Origin of the sequence: Salinispora pacifica CNR114 (assembly GCF_000514775.1) — a bacterium.
In the GTDB taxonomy this organism is placed as follows: domain Bacteria; phylum Actinomycetota; class Actinomycetes; order Mycobacteriales; family Micromonosporaceae; genus Micromonospora; species Micromonospora pacifica.
This window is the reverse complement of the sequence record NZ_AZWO01000007.1, coordinates 67,214-83,062: the sequence shown is the minus strand read 5'-3', so window position 1 is coordinate 83,062 and position 15,849 is coordinate 67,214. Positions and strand designations below refer to the sequence as shown.

The window sequence follows — 15,849 nt, the reverse complement described above, 5'->3', positions numbered from 1 at the left end:
ACCGTACCCGCGCGGGAAGCACGGCGGAAGCCCATGCTCAGCGCTGGCCGGCGCGGCCTCCCCGGTCGCCGGGCTCGCGGTCCTGGTCGTCCTCCTGCTCGGGAACCCGGCAGGAGCGCTCCAACCAGAGCGCGGCGGCCACCAGTGCCAGGGCGGCGAGCAGGCTACTCCCAGCCACGTTCCGGTCGCTCGCCGCGGCCTCGGTGCGCTCCACGAACAGCCACCCGGTCAGGCCCGCGTAGAAGCCGGCGAAGATCGCGCCCACCAGCGCGGACGCCTTGGCCAGCACCACGAAGCGGGCAACCAACAGCGGGTTCACCGGCTCCTTCCCCGGCCGGCGCGCAATCCGGGCCCGGGTGTTCACCGCGACGTACGCCTCCAGCACGGCGAGCCCGGCCAGGGTGATCACCGGCAGCCAGGGCAGGTCGCCGGGGAGATAGTCGTAGTAGAGAAAGCTGATCAGCAGCCACGCCACCCCGGCGGCGGCGAGGCCAGCGACCACCAGTGTGGAGATCCGGGTAGGGCCCATCCGGCCGGGACCCGCGCCGTCCGGAGGTGATGACCTCGCCTGCATCATGCCCGCCGGCTCCGTTGCCTCATGCCGTTGACTCTAGCCCCACTTCGGGGCAGGGACGCAGCTCCAACGCGTCCGCACCGACCGACGCCGAGTTCAGCAGGTCGGTCAGCCAGCCGTGGCCCGGCAGCCGCCCGTACGGTTGCAGGTCGAGCCAGGGCCGCAGGACGAAGGCGCGCAGGTGGGCGCGGGGGTGCGGCAGCGTCAGTTCGGGATCGTCCCGGAGCACCGGCGTGCCGTCCTGCGCCCAGACCGCGATGACGTCGACGTCGAGGGTGCGGGGCCCGAAACGCCGGGCCGGATCGCGCTCCCGGCCGGCCGCACGCTCGGCCGCCCGGGCCCGCGCCAGCCAGTCCTCCGGCGCCGCTGTGGGATCTACGGCCAGCACCACGGCGTTCAGATACGCGGGCTGGTCGCGGTCGCCCCAGGGCGGAGTCTCGTAGACGCCGGAGACCAGGAGCACGGACTCACCCAGCGCGGTGACCGCCGACTGCAGGTGGTCGGCGCGATCGCCGAGGTTACTGCCGAGCGAGAGCAGGGCCCGGGTCACGAGGCGGACCTGGTCATGGTGACAGCCACGTCGGTGAAGCTACCCGAGATCGGGGCCTGCGGCTTGTGCACCGTCACCGTGGCGGTACGGACCCGGGCATCGGCCAGGCAGACCGTGAGCAGCCGGTCGGCGAGGGTCTCGATCAGGTTGACCGGCTCCCCGGCCACCACCGTCGCCAGCCGCTCGGCCAACTCGCCGTAGTGGACGGTGTCGGTCACCTCGTCCGAACGGGCGGCCGGGGCGAGGTCCAGCTCCAGCCGCGCGTCCACGACGAAGTCCTGCCCGTGCTCCCGCTCGAAGTCGTACACCCCGTGCCGGCCGTGCACCCGCAGGCCGGTCAGCTCGATCCGGTCGGTCATCGCTGCTCTCCTTCGGCCCGGGCACCGCCGGTGGTGGCCGGACCGGACGATCCGGTGGCGGCCGGACCGGACGATCCGGTGGCGGCCAGCCGGGGCGATCCCGTGGCTCGCCAGACGGCCAGCGCGTCCGCGGTGGCCCGGACGTCGTGCACCCGCACTCCCCAGGCGCCGGCCGCGACCGCGAGCACGCTGGTGGCGACGGTGGCGACCTCCCGGCTCTCGGTCGGCCGCGGCGCGCCGTCAACGGCGAGCAGCGCGCCCAGGTGGGCCTTGCGGCTGGCGGCGAAGAGCAGCGGGTAGCCGAGCGCCAGCAGCTCCGGCAGCCGGGCACTCAGCTGCCAGTTGTGGGCGGCGGTCTTGGCGAAGCCGAGCCCCGGGTCGATGACGATACGGTCGGCCGCCACCCCGGCGGCGAGGGCCGCCTCGACCCGCTGCGCCAGCTCGGCCTTGACGTCGGCGACGACGTCGCCGTAGCGCGCCAGCTCCCGCATCTCGCGGGAGTGCCCACGCCAGTGCATGAGCACCCAGGGGCAGCCGGCGTCCCGGACCACCCGGGCCATGTCCGGGTCGGCGAGCCCACCGGAGACATCGTTGACCACCTGCGCCCCGGCGGCGAGCGCCAGCTCGGCAACCCGGGCCCGGGTGGTGTCGATGCTGACCGGCACGCCGGCGGCGGCCAGCTCGCGGATCACCGGCCGGACCCGGTCCGCCTCGGTTTCGGCGGCCACCCGATCCGCCCCGGGTCGGGTGGACTCGCCGCCCACGTCCACCAGGTGGGCACCGTCGCCGCGTAGCCGCACGCCGTGTGCGATGGCGGCATCGAGATCGGCGTAGCGTCCGCCGTCGGAGAAGGAGTCCGGCGTGACGTTCAGGATGCCCATCACCACCGGGGACGCGGCCCGCACCAGATCGGTCACAAGGAGACCGTACCGGTCCTCGTTGGCGCTCCCGCGCCACCCGGCCCGAGGGGGCTGACATGCGGTTCGGTGCAGGTGTGGGGTCGGACGACAGAGTCGGATCGGGGTCATTCTTCGTGGCTTGTCGCAGACAGTGGGTGGCCGTACGCTTTGGGAATTGCCGAGCATCGAGATGGCGAAGCCTGGAGGGAGGGCCGAAGCGGGAAAATCCGCCCAGGACCCACCCGCTCGTGGTGGGCGACGACCGCGGCGGCCTAGCCGCAACGTGAGCACCGTTCCCGCCAGGCATGCCTACTGCACCGCCGCGGCGCCGCCGGCCGCGAAATGGGGAGGTTTCCAGTGATCGCCATCGAGCTGACGGAGGCGGCGTCGTCCGCCGCCCACGCTCTCACCGCCCTGAGCTCGACACCGCTCGCCGAGCCCGCGCCCACCGGCATCGCCACCGACAACATCGTCGCCTTCTTCGCCAGCAAGATCGCCCCGATCCTGCTGGCCGTGCTGGGCGTCATCTTCATCGGGCGCGCGAGCCGGGGCGAGATCTCCAAGGTGTTGACGAGCTCAGCCATCGCGATCGTCGGCCTGGCCTTCATCGCCGGGGCCGCCACCCTCTTCTTCGTCGGCGACTACCTGATCGCCCTGATCTTCGAATAGGCGCGGGGCACGATCATGCGGCTGCGCACCGACGACGACATCTACCGGGCTCGTCTGGTCTACCTCGGCCCCCCCGGCTACACCCTCCCGGTCCACCTCCCGTACGCCCAGTACGGGCTCTTCATGCTGCTTGTTCCCCTCTACATGTTCGTCCACTGGTTGTTCACGCTGCAGGTCGAGCTCTTCCCGGCGTGGGAGATCGCCCTCGCGATCGTGACCACCTCGTTCGTCTTCCGGTACGTCGACCCGGACCGGCCCGCGCGCATGGTGATCCACACCGCGCTGACCGACTGGCGACGCACCCGGGAGCCGGCCGCCGAGCAACGCGACCCCCGCCTGGTCGGCAGTCGGATCAGGATCCGAGAGGAACTGGCATGACCGGGCAGTGCAACGACGCGGGTGAGGCGGTCGCATGAGTTCCCACTACGCGCCGGGATCCCCGGCCGGGCAGCCGGCCGCGACCCCAGGTGACGCGACGCAGCCTGTTGGCTACGTCGCGGAGCTCGATGAGGCCTGGCCCGACCCGGCCCGGGCCACCTCCCCGGGCCACAGTGGGGTCGGTGTCTTCCCGGCGCCCCGCCCACTACACCAGCGGACGCCCACCGAGCCGGCGCCGGCCGCCGGCACCGACATCGACTCCCCCTTCCTCGACCTGTTCGGCGCGACCCGCCCGGCCCGGTCCACGTCGGTCGGATCAGCGGCGCGCGAACAGCCGCAGCCGCAGCCGCAGCCGCAGCCGCAGCCGACCATCCCACAGCAGTTCGTCGCCGCGGATCCACTCGCCGCACCGGCCGCTCCCGCCGCACCGACTGAGGTGGAGCGGTCGCCCGCCGGGTCGGCCCGGCGCGCCACCCGAGTACCGCACCAGGTCGGCGAGCGACTCGCCCGGACAGAGACCGAGGAGGCGGCCCCAACGGCAGCCGAGGTGACGCCGCGGCCAGCCGAGGTGACACCCCGCCGTCGCCTCGCCGAGCGGTCGGAGCCGGACGCCCGAGAGGTACCCCCGTCCGATCAACGCTCCACCGACCAGCGGGATCGCGCCACCAAAGGCGGCCGGCGGGATCGCGCCACCAAAACCGACCGGCGGGATCGCGCCACCAAACCGGCGCGAATCCGGCCACCGAAGATCAATTTCAGGGACCGGGACCCGTCGGTGGAGCTGGCCATCACCGAAATCGCCGGCCACCTGACCTTCACCCCCAACACGGTCACCGCCTGGTACTGGCTACCCGAGGTGCGCTGGGCCTTCCGCCCCGACGCCGAGCGGGAGGCGCTACTCGCGGCGATCTCCGAGCAGTACGCCGGGCTGGCCGGCTTCCGCCTGCATCTGCGACGTACCACCCGCCCCTTCCCGGCCGACGAATGGGCCCGCACCATCGACACCCACACCCGGGCACCGCTACCCGACGTCCCGGGGACACCGAGCTGGGCAGATCATCTGGTCGCCGCGCAACGGCACCTGCTCTCGGTCAACCACGCCGAGGGGCAGACGTACCTGGGGGTGACCTTCGCCCGACGCTCCCTGGGTGACTCGCTGGTGGAGCGGGTACGACGCAGCTTCGGTCGCGGCGTCGCCGAGGGCGAACGACGCAAGCTCAGCCGCACCGTCGAGCAGTTCGACGAGGTGCTGGGCGCCTTCGGAATGCGCGGACGCCGGGTCACCACACCGGAACTGGAGTGGCTCCTCTACCGCTCGGTGGCGCTCTGCATGGCCCCACCCGGACGGCTCTCCCCGGTCACCAACGGGCACTGGGAACGCGGCGACCTACTCGCCCTGACCGAACAGGTGGAGCGCTACCGCACCCCGTACGGTTCCACGGTCAAGCTGGTCAACCGGATGACCGGGGAGGAGGGGCACGTCGCCGTCCTCGCCGTGGGCCGGATGGAGCCGCTGGAGATCCCCGAACGACACGAGCCCTGGCTGCACTTTCACGAGCGGCTGCCCTGGCCGATGGAGCTGTCCAGCCGGGTCGACATCCTCGGCTCCGGCGACTCCTTCCGCAACCTGGAGCACCGGCTGCGGATGATCCGCTCCCAGCAGCTCGACTACGCCGAGCACGGCATCGACGCCCCACCCGAATTGGAGCGCCTCGCGGAGCGGGCCCTGGTCATCGGCGACGAGATGACCACCGGGCTGCCGGTCGAATCGGCCCGCGCGCACGGCTGGCACCGACTCGCCGTCGGCGGTCGGACCCGAGAGGAGTGCCTGGAACGCGCCCGTCGGCTGATCCAGCTCTACTCCCGAGAGCTGCGGGTATCGCTCCAGCACCCGAAGAACCAGGACTGGCTGGCCCGCGAGTTCATCCCCGGGGAGCCGATCGCCAACACCGGCTACGTCCGCCGGATGCCGGTCAACCTCTTCGCCGCCGCGCTCCCGCAGGCCGCCTCGACCGTCGGCGACCGCCGGGGCGACCTGATCGGGCGTACCGCCGGCACCTGCCGTCGCCCGGTCTTCCTCGACCTGCACTTCCCGATGGAGGTCCGGGAACGCTCGGGGCTCGGGGTCTTCGTGGCCGAGCCCGGCGGCGGCAAGTCCACCCTGCTCGGTGCCCTCGGCTACCTCGCCGCCCGCCGCGGGGTGCAGGTAACGCTGCTCGACCCCTCCGGCCCGCTCGCCCGGCTCTGCGCCATGCCGGAGCTGGCCCCGTACGCGCGGGTACTGAACCTGACCGGTTCCGAGCCCGGCACCCTCGCCCCGTACTCGCTGATCCCCACGCCGCTACGCAGTGAGTTCAACGCCGGTGACGCGGGCGAGCGGGAGTTCGAGATCGCCGTCTCCAACGCCCGGGCCGAGCGCCGGATGCTGGTCCAGGACATCTGCATGATGCTGGTGCCGCCACAGGTCGCGCGGGAGGCCTCCACCGCCACGCTCTTCCGGCACGCCGTACGCCAGGTCCCGGCGGAGGAGACAGCCACCCTGGACGATGTGGTCGCCACCCTGGGCAAGCTCGACGACGACGCCGGCCGGGAGCTGGCCAACCTCCTGCTGGACACCGCCGAGATGCCGCTGGCCATGCTCTTCTTCGGTCGCCCCCCGGAGGGGCTACTCGGGCCGGACGCCACCCTCACCGTGATCACGATGGCCGGCCTCCGCCTCCCCGACCTCAAGATCGAACGAGAGTACTGGTCGGCGGAGGAGGCCCTCGCCCTGCCCATGCTGCACACCGCACACCGGCTCGCCGTCCGCCGCTGCTACGGCGGCTCGATGTCGTCGCGCAAGCTGGTCGGGCTGGATGAGGCGCACTTCATGGAGGGCTGGCGGTCGGGGCGGTCGTTCCTGGTGCGGCTCGCTCGGGACTCCCGCAAGTGGAACCTGGCCGCGCTGGTCGCCTCGCAGAACCCGAAGGACATCCTCGGCCTCGACGTACAGAACCTGGTCTCCACGGTCTTCGTCGGGCGGATCGCCGAGGACGAGGAGATCGCCTCCGAGGCGCTGCGCCTGCTGCGGGTCCCAGTCAACGACGGGTACGAGGCCACCCTCGCCTCCCTCTCCGCCGCCGACAGCACCTCAGCCGCCCGTCTCGGCTACCGCGAGTTCGTCATGCGCGACGTTGACGGGCGGGTGCAGAAGGTCCGCGTCGACGTCTCGTACGTCGATGGGCTGCTCGACCACCTCGACACCACACCCGCGGCGGTCGCTGCCGCAGCGGGCGTACTGCCCGTCGTAGCCGAGCTGGAGGCGTGAGATGGCCGGGGCCCGGGCTCGGACGGTGGCGCTGTTGCTGGCCCTCGGCGTCCTCGCCGGGGCCACGGTCAGCTGGCCGGGGGTCGGCGCGGCGGCGGCACCGGAGCTGTCCGCGCAGGCCCCAGCCAGCCCCTGCACCGTCGAGCAGTGGCAGGCCGACTTCCGCTCCTGTGTGTCCCGGCTCGGCGAGGTCGCCGAGGATGAGGTCACCTGCCGCAACGCCCCGACGCCGACGGCGCCGGACTCCGGCCTCGCCGGCTGGTTCGCGGCCCGCCCGGACTCCGCGAAGGAGCCCGGCCCGAAAGGGTTCTACAGCGACTACGGCTACGCCGGATACGGCTACACCACCTACGACATCGACACCGGCTGCGCCACCGCCGTGCTGCACCCGGACTACAAGTTCACCAACACGGTCGCCAACGGCGAATTCATGATCGCCACCGCGATCATCGGTGCCTCGAACGCGCTGCGGGAGCGGGCCTGGGATCCGCGGTCGATGTGGGGCTGGGCTGATCCGCTGGTGGAGCAGGCGACCACGGCGGTCTACCAGAAGGTGTTCAGCGTCTTCGGGATCGTCACCCTCTGCGTGGTCGGGCTCTATCTGCTCTGGCGTTCCCGCCAGTCGGACATGAGCAACGCCATGACGACCGCCGGCTGGGCCCTGCTCGTGATGGTGGCGGTGACCGCGCTGGCCGCCTGGCCGGTGAAGTCCGCCAACGTCGCCGACGGCACCCTGGTCACCACGCTGGGGGTGGTCCACGACGCGGTCGGACCAACCACCAGGGACGCCCCGCCGGACCAGTGCCCGGTCCCGAATCCGGAGGCCTGTGTCGACAAGCGCCCGCCGGCGGTGCGGGCGAGCGACACGGCCACCGAAACGATGCTCTACCGCAACTGGCTGCGCGGGGTGCTGGGCTCGGCCGACAGTGAGACCGCGCAGAAGTACGGGCCGGCGCTCTACGACGCGAAGTCCTTCTCCTGGGATGAGGTGGAGAGGCTCCGGTCGAACCCCTCGACACGGGAGCTGACGGTCAAGCTGAAGCAACAGCAGTGGGCGCGGGTCGCCCAGCAGATCAAGCAGGAGGATCCGGAGGCGTACGAGTACCTGCAGGGGATCCGGGACATGGACCGGGTCGGCGCCGGCTTCATCGCGGTGCTCGCCGCGCTGCTCTTCGCGATGTTTGATCTCACCGCGTCAGTGCTGGTGCTGCTCGGCTTCCTGCTCTTCCGCTGGGCGGTGATCGCCGCGCCGATCCTCGGCACCGTCGGCCTGCTCCGGCCGGCGAGCGCCGGGCTGCGCCGGCTGGGTAACGCCGTGGTGGCGGCGGTCTTCAACATCGCCATCTTCGGCACCGGCGCCGCGATCTACCTCTTCGCCGTGGACCTCATCATGAGCACGCCGACCCTGCCCGGCTGGCTCCAGGTGGTGCTGGTCTGGCTCTGCGGCGTGGTCGGTTGGCTGCTGCTGCGCCCCTACCGGCGGGTCACCCAACTCGGCGGCAAGGGTGGAGGCGAGTCGGGCGGCTCGGCTGGCTCCTGGCACCGCCGGTTCTTCCGGGACATGCGCACGGCGTCCCGCCTCGACGCGGAGCCCCGCGGGGCCGGCGAGCCGAGCTCGGGTCGCCGCGGCGCGGTGGTGGCGACGCAGAGCAGGCTCCGGCCGGAGGCCCGGCACGAGGAGCTGGCGCCCGTGGCCGAGGGTGGGGCCCGGCCGGAGCGCCGCGAGCGGCCGGACGGGGCGCCGACGTCCGGGGAGCGCAGTTCCCCGGACCACACCACTGCCGCACCGCGGCAACGGCGGACGCCGGCCAGCTGGACCGAGCCGGAGGGCCCGCGGGAGAGCCCCTCCTTCGTCATCTACCGACCCGGTGCGACGAAACCCGCGCCGGAACGGAGCACCCCCCGGGTCCGCTCCGAGGCCCGGTGATCGCGGTGCGGCGGGCCGGCGAACAGCTCCTCACCCGGGTGCTCCGGTCCCGGGTGGGGATTGCCCTGGCGCTCGCCGTGGTGGTGGTGGGCATCATCGGCACCACCCGGCTGGTCGTCGGGGCGGCGGAGCCGGGGAGCGGCCTCAGCAACCGCCCGGAGCAGCCAATCACCACGGTGCACCCGACGACCGGCGACGACGGGCTGCTCAACACGCGCTCCCCCACGCCGGTGACCCGGCCCGGGGAGGCGACACCGGAGCAGGTCGCTGACCAGTTCGTCACCGCCTGGCGGGGGCAGCCCGGGATGACCGCCGAGCGCTGGCACGCCGAGCTGCGCCCCCTGACCACCCCAACGTTGGCCGAGCAGCTCGCCGACGTGGACCCGGCCGATGTCCCGACCGGCGAGGTGGCGGGCGCCACGACGGTCACGGCCCGGTCGGACGCGGTCGTCGAAGCACGGGTGCCCTTCAACACCGGGCGGCTCCGGCTGGAGCTGGTGGCGCCGGACGGTCGGTGGCGGGTGGACGCGGTGGATTGGGAGCAGGAATGAGCAGCGCAGCCGAGCCGAAACGCCGTCCGCTGCGCGTCGGGGCGCTGGCCTTCGCGCTCACCGCAACGCTGACCCTGCTCTGCTGCGCCGGCGGTGCTGGCGCCTTCTTCCTCACCGAGCTCGGCGGCGATGACCGGCTCCGGCTCACCAACCAGGAGTGCACCGACGACTTCCGGGTCGAGGTCACCGGGGCGATGCCGCAGATGTCGCAGTACGGTGAGCTCCAGCTCCGCAACGCCGCCAGGATCATCCAGGTCGGGCAGGAGCTGCAGGTGCCGCCCCGCGGTTGGGTGATCGCCGTGGCGACCGCCATGCAGGAGTCCCGGCTGCGTAATCTCGCCAACCCCACGGTCCCCGGGTCGGAGCAGCTCCCCAACGAGGGCGTCGGCTCGGACCACGACTCGGTGGGCCTGTTCCAGCAGCGGGCGGGCTGGGGCTCGGTCAAGGAGCGAATGACGCCGGAGTACGCGGCCCGCAAGTTCTACGAGAAGCTGGTGGAGGTCCCCGGTTGGCAGCAGCTGCCGCTGACCCGGGCGGCGCAGGCCGTGCAGGTCAGCGCCTTCCCGGACGCCTACGCGAAGCATCAGGCGCTGGCGTCAGAGATCGTCAACTCACTGGCTGGCGGCGCGGCCCGGACCGTGCCGGTCAACGGCGGGCACGCCTGCGACGCCGCCGAGGATGGCCGGATCTCCGCCTCCGGCTGGACCGCCCCGATCCCCGGTGATGTCGGCTCCGGCTTCCGCACCCAGGATCGGCCGGCGCACCACGGGGTGGATATCGCCGCGCCGAAGGGCTACCCGCTCCGCGCCGCCGCCAGCGGGCGGGTCCTGGTCGCCCGCTGCGATCCGGACCGGGCCGGGGAGCTGAGCTGCGACGTGGACGGCTGGCCGGGCAAGGGCGGCTGCGGCTGGTTCGTCGACATCGAACACCCCGACAAGATCATCACCCGCTACTGCCACCTGGTGGAGAAACCCGAGGTCAGCGCGGGTCAGACGGTGCGCGCCGGGGAGCAGATCGGGAAGATCGGTAACAGCGGCAACTCCTCCGGCCCGCACCTGCACTTCGAGGTGCACACCAACGGCGACCGGAGCAGCGACGGCGCGATCGACCCGGTGCGCTTCATGCGGGAGCAGGGCGCGCCGCTGCGAAGCGTGGAGTGAGGCACCTACGGCGATGACAGACCCCCTCCCCGACCCCTTCCTGGAGCAGCCGGACTGGGCGCCGCTGCCGCCCCGACCGATCGCGGTGCTGCCGGCCTCCGGTCGGGTCGAGCTGCGTGGGCGTCGGGTGCGGGTCGGCCAACCCGGGCTGGGCTGGCGCGGCGACCTCCGCGCGGACGACCGCGTGGTGCAGGGCAGCCGCACCTACGTGCCGGTCATCGCCGAGCACGAGTGGTACCGCGCCGAGGCCGATCAGGTCGAGGTCTTCGCCCCCCTCGTTCCGGTCGACCGAGTCTGGGTGGAGACGGTTGGGCTGCGATCGGAGCAACCGCCCGCGGAGGCGGACCGGCTGGTCTCCCTGGACGCGCCCACCCATCGGGCGCCGACGCCGGTCTTCGAGGCCGACGCCGTCGCCGGCCGACGGGTCGTGCACGTGGTGGGCTCGGTCGAGCACCGGGACCTACGCGCGGTCACCGAGACCTACTCCAGCGCCGAGGGCGACATCTGCGTCCGGGTCACCCCCGAGGTCGAGTGGTACCGGTGGGCCTGGGGCGGGCAGACCCCGACCACGCTAGAGGTCCCCGTCCACCTGCTCTGGATCGAGTAGGGTCAGTCACTCCGCGCGCCGGCACAGACCCGCCAGTCCTCGCCCAGCCGGGTGGTGAAGCGCCACGGCTGTCGGTCGCTGTAGGCCACGCCGTCAACATGGGCGGAGATCACCAGCTCCAGCTCGACGACCGCCTCGTCCCCGTCCCGTTGGACCGCGAGGCTCCCCCAGCTGACGGAGATGGGCACCGCGAAGCGCGCCTCCCGCGCGGCCAGGTCCTCGCGCAGCGCCTGCAGCTCCGCGACAGACGCGCCCTCGGCACAGAGGAACAGGTCGGCGAGGGTGTCGTCTTGGTCGACAAAAGACGCCGCGAGATAGCTACTCACGACCACATCGGGTGCGCTGCGGTCGGGGGTGGTGGCCCGGGCGTAGAGGACGTAGCCACCGACGATCCCGCCCAGCACGAGCGCCGCCAGCACGGCGGCGGTCACGGTGAGGATGGTGCGCAGTCGTCGCCGCGGCGGCGGGACCGGGGCCCCCGCTCCTGGCGCGGGCGCCGAGGGTGGGGCCGCCAGCTGCTCCGAGGGAGGCCGCTGCGCCGGTAGGCGGGACACCTGGGAACCGGCGGGGGGCTGCACTGATTCCACCCCCTGAGGCTAACGGCTGCCGCTCGCAGACCCAATGCCCAGATTAAGCGGATCGTGACGGCTTCCTCTCCACCGGTGACACCGGCAACAACACCGGCGCAGCACCGCGGTGCCTCCGCCGGAAGCAGGTCATCCTGCGCTACGGTCTTCGCGCGGGGTGGGTCGCCGACCTCGCGAAAAGGGGGTGGACGGGTGGGTCCGAGGAGGCGGGCGAACCGGGCCGCCGCCCTACACCGGCAGGCTGCCGCCACCGCGCTCGCCGCCGCCGACGTCCTCGACGACATCCGCCCCTCTCCCGCCGACCATGCCCGCCAGTACGAGCTCGCCGACCGGCTGCGGAGCGCCGCCGGTCAGCTCGCCCCCGGCTGGGCGGGAGCCGCGCTGGAGACCCTGCCGGCGGAGACCGTCGCCGGGGAGGGGCCGCCGCGCTTCGTCCGGGTCGGCACCGCCGCCCCCCTCGACGAGGCGCGCTTCCCCGCACTGGTCCCGCTGATCGGCACCGGGAACCTGACGATCGACGCCGACGCCGGAGATCCGCGGGCGGCGGGCCTGGTCCGGGCCGTCCTGTTCCGACTGCTGGCGGCCACACCGGCCGGGGCGCTGCTGGTCCGGGCGGTCGACGGTACGGGTACCGCGCTGGCCCCGTTCGCGGCGCTCGCCGATGCCGGCCTCCTGCCGCCCCCGGCTACGGACCTCGCCGGCCTGCGGACGGTGCTGGCGGAGGCAGAGCGGTGGATGGCCCCGGTCGCCGACGGCCGGCGCCGGCACGACCGGACCCTGCTCCTGGTCATCGCCGCGCTGCCCGAGTCCACCGATCACACCGACCTGACCCGTCTGGCCGCGCTCGCCGAACAGGGCAGCGCGAGCGGGCTGCACCTGGTGGTGGCGGGGTGGCCGGCTGGCCCTGCTCCGCTGCCACGCGCCGCCTCGCTGACGATCCGCAGTGCGTACGCGCTGCTCACTGGCCCTCCCGGCACGGACTTCGGGACGCCGGAGGCGGATCCGTCGGGCGGCTTGAACTCGCCGGTCTTTCTCGAGCCGGATCCCCCGGCGAACCTCGTGGACGAGGTCTGCCGGCGCCTCGCCGAGCAGGTGGAGGAGGGCTCGCGGCTGGCCCTGGCCGAGCTGCTTCCGGAGCCGGGCGAGCCGGTGTGGACAGCGAGTTCCCGCGATGGGATGGCGACGACGGTGGGGGACGCCGGGGGGCGGCCGGTCTCCCTGGGTTTCTCCGAGCTGACGCCGCACTGGTTGGTGAGTGGCCGTTCCGAAACCAGCCGATCGACGTTCCTCGCCACCGCTCTGCTCGGCCTGACCGCCCGCTACGGCCCCGAGGAGCTCGTCGTCTACCTGGCCGACCTCGGCGCCGGGGAGTCCTTCGCCGAGTTCCTCCAGACCGAACGCGACCGCTCCTGGATTCCGCAGGTCCGTGCCGCCGCCATCACCGCGGACCGGGAGTATGTGCTGGATCTGTTCGACCTCCTGGCCACCGAGGTCCGCCGCCGCGCGGAGGCCGGCGCCCGAGCCGGCGGGCAGCGCTACCAGGAGCTGCGGCAGCACCGGGAGCTGCCGCGGATCGTCGCCGTGGTGGACGGTCTACCGCGACTGCTCACCGGCCGGGACCGGATCGCCACCGAGGCCCGGGCCCTGCTCGAGGCCGTGGCGCGCACCGGCCGGTCGTACGGCGTGCATCTGCTCCTGGCCGGGGAGGGGGACCTGGGCCTTCGGGCGCGCAGTGACCGGGATCCGCTGCTCGGGCAGTTCCCGGTGCGGGTGGCGCTTCCCGGTGGGGGCGCGGTGTTGGCCTCGACCAACGACTCGGCGGCCGGGCTGGCGGTGGGGAGCGCGGTGGTCAACACCGCTGGTGGTCTCGGGGGGCCGCGTGGCGCCATCCGGGGACATGAACGGGTGGTCCGCTTCCCCGATCCGCTGGAGCACGGCGAGGTGGTGGCGGGCCTGCGGCACCGGCTCTGGGAGGCCCGCCCGGAGCGGAGCGCCCCACCAGTCGTCTTCGCCGGTTATGCCCAGCCGCAGCTCCGCAACGATCCCCGGTACCGGGCGGCGGTGGCCGGCGGGGCAACCGGGCCGGTGGCGCTGCTGGGCCGTGCGGTGGATGTGACCCGCTCGACGGTGGCGGTGCCGCTCGGCCCCGCCCCGGGGCGCAATCTGGCGGTGCTCGGCACCGGTACGGCGGCCGCTGGCCTGCTGGTCACCGCGGCCCGCGGTCTCGCCGCCCACCACCGGCCAGGTTCCGCCCGGTTCGTGGTGGTGCCTTCCGCGGATGAAACGGGGCCACTCGCCGCGGCACTCGCCGCCGAGTTGGCCACCCAACACCCGGTCGCGGTGGTGGATTCGGCTGATCTGCCGGCCGCCCTCGACTCCGCCGAGCCGGCCTACCTGGTCGTTTTCGACCTGGACGGGCCGGGTGCCGGGCGGGTGCCGCCGGACCGGCTCGCCACCCTGCTCCGGGAGGGGCCGCCAGCCGGTCGTCACCTGCTCGGCCGGTGGGGCACCGTACCCGCGTTCGCGTCCCTACTCGAACCAGGAGACGAGTTGGCCAAGCTCGCCACAGTCGCCGTCGTGGACATACCGGGCGTCCAGCTCGGGGCGCTCTTCGGCCGCCCGGTGGAGTGGCGTCCTCGACCGGACCGGGCGCTGCTCTGGGATGGGCACAGCGAGCAGGGCGTCGTCCTGGTTCCGTTCGCCACGAATCCGGTCCTGACGTGAGCCGGATACCCATCCAGGATCGGGACCCGGATCGGCAGCATCCCCCGGCTGCCCCGCCGCCGCCGATCCACGTACCGCAGCCGGTCCCTCCGCCGAGTACGGCCCATCAGCCGCTTCCCGACCCCACGCCGACCGAGGCGACCCACGAGTCCGAGCCGGACCATGCTCCCGAGCCGACCCACGAGCCCGCGGCGGCCGAGGCGGCATGGGCCGAGTACCTCGCGGCGACCCGGCAGCTCGACGAGGTACGCCGCGGTGCGGCCACCGCCGCGGGCGAGCAGGCCCGCGCGGTCGCGGCTGCCCGGGAGGAGCTGGCGACGGTCCGGGCTCGGCTGGCTGGGCAGGAGGCGCGGCTGCGCGAGGCCGGCGTACCGCCGATCTCGCTGGCGCCGACGCCACCGGAGCTCTCGGCGGCGAACCGGTCGATGGCGAGTGGGCCGGCGCCGGTGCTGGCCGCGCTGCGGGGGGCGGCCGACCGGGTGGAGTCGGCGGACGCCGCACTGGCCGCCCGCGGGCTGGTCAACCTGGCCGGCTGGCCCGTCGTCGCCCGTAACCTGCTCTGCTACGCCCCGCTGGCCCTGCTGATGCCGCTGGTCCAGCTGGTCCTGCTCGCCGTCACCGGCCCCAGCACGGTGAGCGCCGCCGCGCTGATCGTCGGGCTGGCGACGCCGGCGGCGGCGTTCGCAGCGGGCTGGTGGTGGGTGGGGCGCCTCGCCGTGCCGGACGTGGGCGGGCAGCCGGACCGCACTCCCCGGCTCGGGGCGTTGGTCTGCCTGGTCCCGGCGGTTCTGGCCAGTACGGTGCTCCTGCTCGCCCTGCTGGGCTGAGTTCGGCGGAGGCGTAGCGGTGTCCCGGGTGGCTGGTGAGCCGCCGGGCGGGCGAGGTCAGCGCGAGTTGATCAGGGCCATCGCCTCGGCGCGGGTCCTCGCATCCGCCTGCAGGCTGCCGCGTACGGCGGAGGTGATCGTGCGGGCCCCCGACTTCTGGATGCCGCGCATCGCCATGCACATGTGTTCGCACTCCAGGACGACGATCACGCCACGCGGCTGGAGCTGCGCCATCAGCAGGTCGGCGACCTGCGCGGTGAGCCGCTCCTGCACCTGGGGGCGACGCGCGAAGACCTCTACCAGCCGGGCCAGCTTGGACAGACCGGTGATCCGGCCGTCCGTGCCGGGGACGTACCCGATGTGCGCGCTGCCCCGAAACGGCAGTAGGTGGTGCTCGCAGAGACTCATCACATCGATGTCCCGGACCAGCACCAGCTCGTCGTGGCTGGCCTCGAAGGTGGTGCTGAGCACCTGCGCCGGGTCGACCCGGAGCCCGGCGAACAACTCGGCGTAGGCCCGGGCGACCCGGGCCGGGGTCTGCTGGAGCCCGTCGCGGTCCGGGTCTTCGCCGACCGCGATCAGGATCTCGCGGACCGCCTTCTCCAGCCGGATCAGGTCAACGCTCTCCTCGACCGGACGGCCGGCGAGCCGACCGCTGACCAGCCGAGCGGCGACATGGTCCAAGTCGCCGTCGGGTTCGGTGGCGGAGGCGGCCAACCCCGGCGGGAGG

At 73.3% G+C, this 15,849-nt stretch carries 15 protein-coding genes; 9 read left to right on the top strand and 6 right to left on the bottom strand.

Going from position 1 to position 15,849, the window contains the following annotated elements:
* Positions 1-37 precede the first annotated feature (37 nt).
* The 4 genes from B118_RS0105980 to folP form a co-directional block, all read right to left on the bottom strand.
* Entirely contained in the window at positions 38-529 is a 492-nt protein-coding gene (locus B118_RS0105980) for a DUF3180 domain-containing protein (protein WP_018222234.1), read from the bottom strand.
* 67 nt (positions 530-596) lie between these two features.
* Positions 597-1,124: a 2-amino-4-hydroxy-6-hydroxymethyldihydropteridine diphosphokinase gene (folK, locus tag B118_RS0105975; protein WP_018222233.1), complete on the bottom strand. Its 528-nt coding sequence runs from the start codon at positions 1,122-1,124 to the stop codon at positions 597-599.
* Positions 1,121-1,483 carry a dihydroneopterin aldolase gene (gene folB, locus B118_RS0105970; RefSeq protein WP_018222232.1) on the bottom strand — a complete coding sequence of 121 codons (363 nt, stop codon included), beginning with the start codon at positions 1,481-1,483 and terminating at the stop codon, positions 1,121-1,123. The genes folK and folB overlap by 4 nt, the downstream gene beginning before the upstream one ends.
* Positions 1,480-2,400 (bottom strand): dihydropteroate synthase, encoded by a 921-nt coding sequence (gene folP / locus B118_RS0105965; protein ID WP_028192503.1) that lies wholly within the window; start codon positions 2,398-2,400, stop codon positions 1,480-1,482. The genes folB and folP overlap by 4 nt, the downstream gene beginning before the upstream one ends.
* 339 nt (positions 2,401-2,739) lie before the next feature.
* On the opposite strand from folP, the gene B118_RS0105960 reads away from it, so the two are divergent.
* From B118_RS0105960 to B118_RS0105930, 7 genes are read left to right on the top strand one after another with little or no spacing between them, the layout of a single operon-like run.
* Positions 2,740-3,051 carry a hypothetical protein gene (locus tag B118_RS0105960; RefSeq protein WP_018222230.1) on the top strand — a complete coding sequence of 104 codons (312 nt, stop codon included), beginning with the start codon at positions 2,740-2,742 and terminating at the stop codon, positions 3,049-3,051.
* A 15-nt stretch (positions 3,052-3,066) separates the two neighbouring features.
* Positions 3,067-3,429: a hypothetical protein gene (locus B118_RS0105955; RefSeq protein ID WP_018217477.1), complete on the top strand. Its 363-nt coding sequence runs from the start codon at positions 3,067-3,069 to the stop codon at positions 3,427-3,429.
* A gap of 34 nt (positions 3,430-3,463) precedes the next feature.
* Positions 3,464-6,736, top strand: a complete 3,273-nt coding sequence (locus tag B118_RS0105950) for an ATP-binding protein (protein WP_028192502.1) — start codon at positions 3,464-3,466, stop codon at positions 6,734-6,736.
* Between the two features lies 1 nt (position 6,737).
* On the top strand, positions 6,738-8,663 hold the full coding sequence (locus tag B118_RS0105945) for a hypothetical protein (RefSeq protein ID WP_028192501.1): 1,926 nt from the start codon (positions 6,738-6,740) through the stop codon (positions 8,661-8,663).
* Positions 8,660-9,214 carry a hypothetical protein gene (locus B118_RS0105940; RefSeq protein WP_018222227.1) on the top strand — a complete coding sequence of 185 codons (555 nt, stop codon included), beginning with the start codon at positions 8,660-8,662 and terminating at the stop codon, positions 9,212-9,214. The genes B118_RS0105945 and B118_RS0105940 overlap by 4 nt, the downstream gene beginning before the upstream one ends.
* A complete protein-coding gene (locus B118_RS0105935; protein ID WP_028192500.1) occupies positions 9,211-10,374 on the top strand; it encodes a M23 family metallopeptidase in 1,164 nt (387 codons plus the stop codon). Before B118_RS0105940 ends, B118_RS0105935 begins: the two co-directional genes overlap by 4 nt.
* Before the next feature lie 13 nt (positions 10,375-10,387).
* Positions 10,388-10,981, top strand: coding sequence for a hypothetical protein (locus B118_RS0105930; protein ID WP_018222225.1), 594 nt, complete (start codon positions 10,388-10,390; stop codon positions 10,979-10,981).
* A 2-nt stretch (positions 10,982-10,983) separates the two neighbouring features.
* Here the strand turns inward: B118_RS0105930 and B118_RS27950 are convergent, their stop codons facing one another.
* The gene (locus B118_RS27950) at positions 10,984-11,559 is read right to left on the bottom strand and encodes a hypothetical protein (RefSeq protein WP_033667986.1); all 576 of its coding nucleotides are present in this window, start codon (positions 11,557-11,559) and stop codon (positions 10,984-10,986) included.
* A 201-nt stretch (positions 11,560-11,760) separates the two neighbouring features.
* Here B118_RS27950 and B118_RS0105920 point away from each other — a divergent pair, with 201 nt between their 5' ends.
* A complete protein-coding gene (locus B118_RS0105920) occupies positions 11,761-14,292 on the top strand; it encodes an FtsK/SpoIIIE domain-containing protein (protein WP_028192499.1) in 2,532 nt (843 codons plus the stop codon).
* A complete protein-coding gene (locus tag B118_RS0105915; protein ID WP_028192498.1) occupies positions 14,289-15,119 on the top strand; it encodes a hypothetical protein in 831 nt (276 codons plus the stop codon). Before B118_RS0105920 ends, B118_RS0105915 begins: the two co-directional genes overlap by 4 nt.
* A gap of 57 nt (positions 15,120-15,176) precedes the next feature.
* Here the strand turns inward: B118_RS0105915 and folE are convergent, their stop codons facing one another.
* Positions 15,177-15,836, bottom strand: a complete 660-nt coding sequence (folE, locus tag B118_RS0105910) for a GTP cyclohydrolase I FolE (protein WP_026185632.1) — start codon at positions 15,834-15,836, stop codon at positions 15,177-15,179.
* Between the last annotated feature and the right edge of the window lie 13 nt (positions 15,837-15,849).

Coding starts and splice junctions, on each gene's coding strand:
- B118_RS0105980 (WP_018222234.1), bottom strand. CDS start 529: ATGGGCCCTACCCGGATCTCCACACTGGTGGTCGCTGGCCTCGCCGCC.
- folB (WP_018222232.1), bottom strand. CDS start 1,483: ATGACCGACCGGATCGAGCTGACCGGCCTGCGGGTGCACGGCCGGCAC.
- B118_RS0105955 (WP_018217477.1), top strand. CDS start 3,067: ATGCGGCTGCGCACCGACGACGACATCTACCGGGCTCGTCTGGTCTAC.
- B118_RS0105950 (WP_028192502.1), top strand. CDS start 3,464: ATGAGTTCCCACTACGCGCCGGGATCCCCGGCCGGGCAGCCGGCCGCG.
- B118_RS0105945 (WP_028192501.1), top strand. CDS start 6,738: ATGGCCGGGGCCCGGGCTCGGACGGTGGCGCTGTTGCTGGCCCTCGGC.
- B118_RS0105935 (WP_028192500.1), top strand. CDS start 9,211: ATGAGCAGCGCAGCCGAGCCGAAACGCCGTCCGCTGCGCGTCGGGGCG.
- B118_RS0105930 (WP_018222225.1), top strand. CDS start 10,388: ATGACAGACCCCCTCCCCGACCCCTTCCTGGAGCAGCCGGACTGGGCG.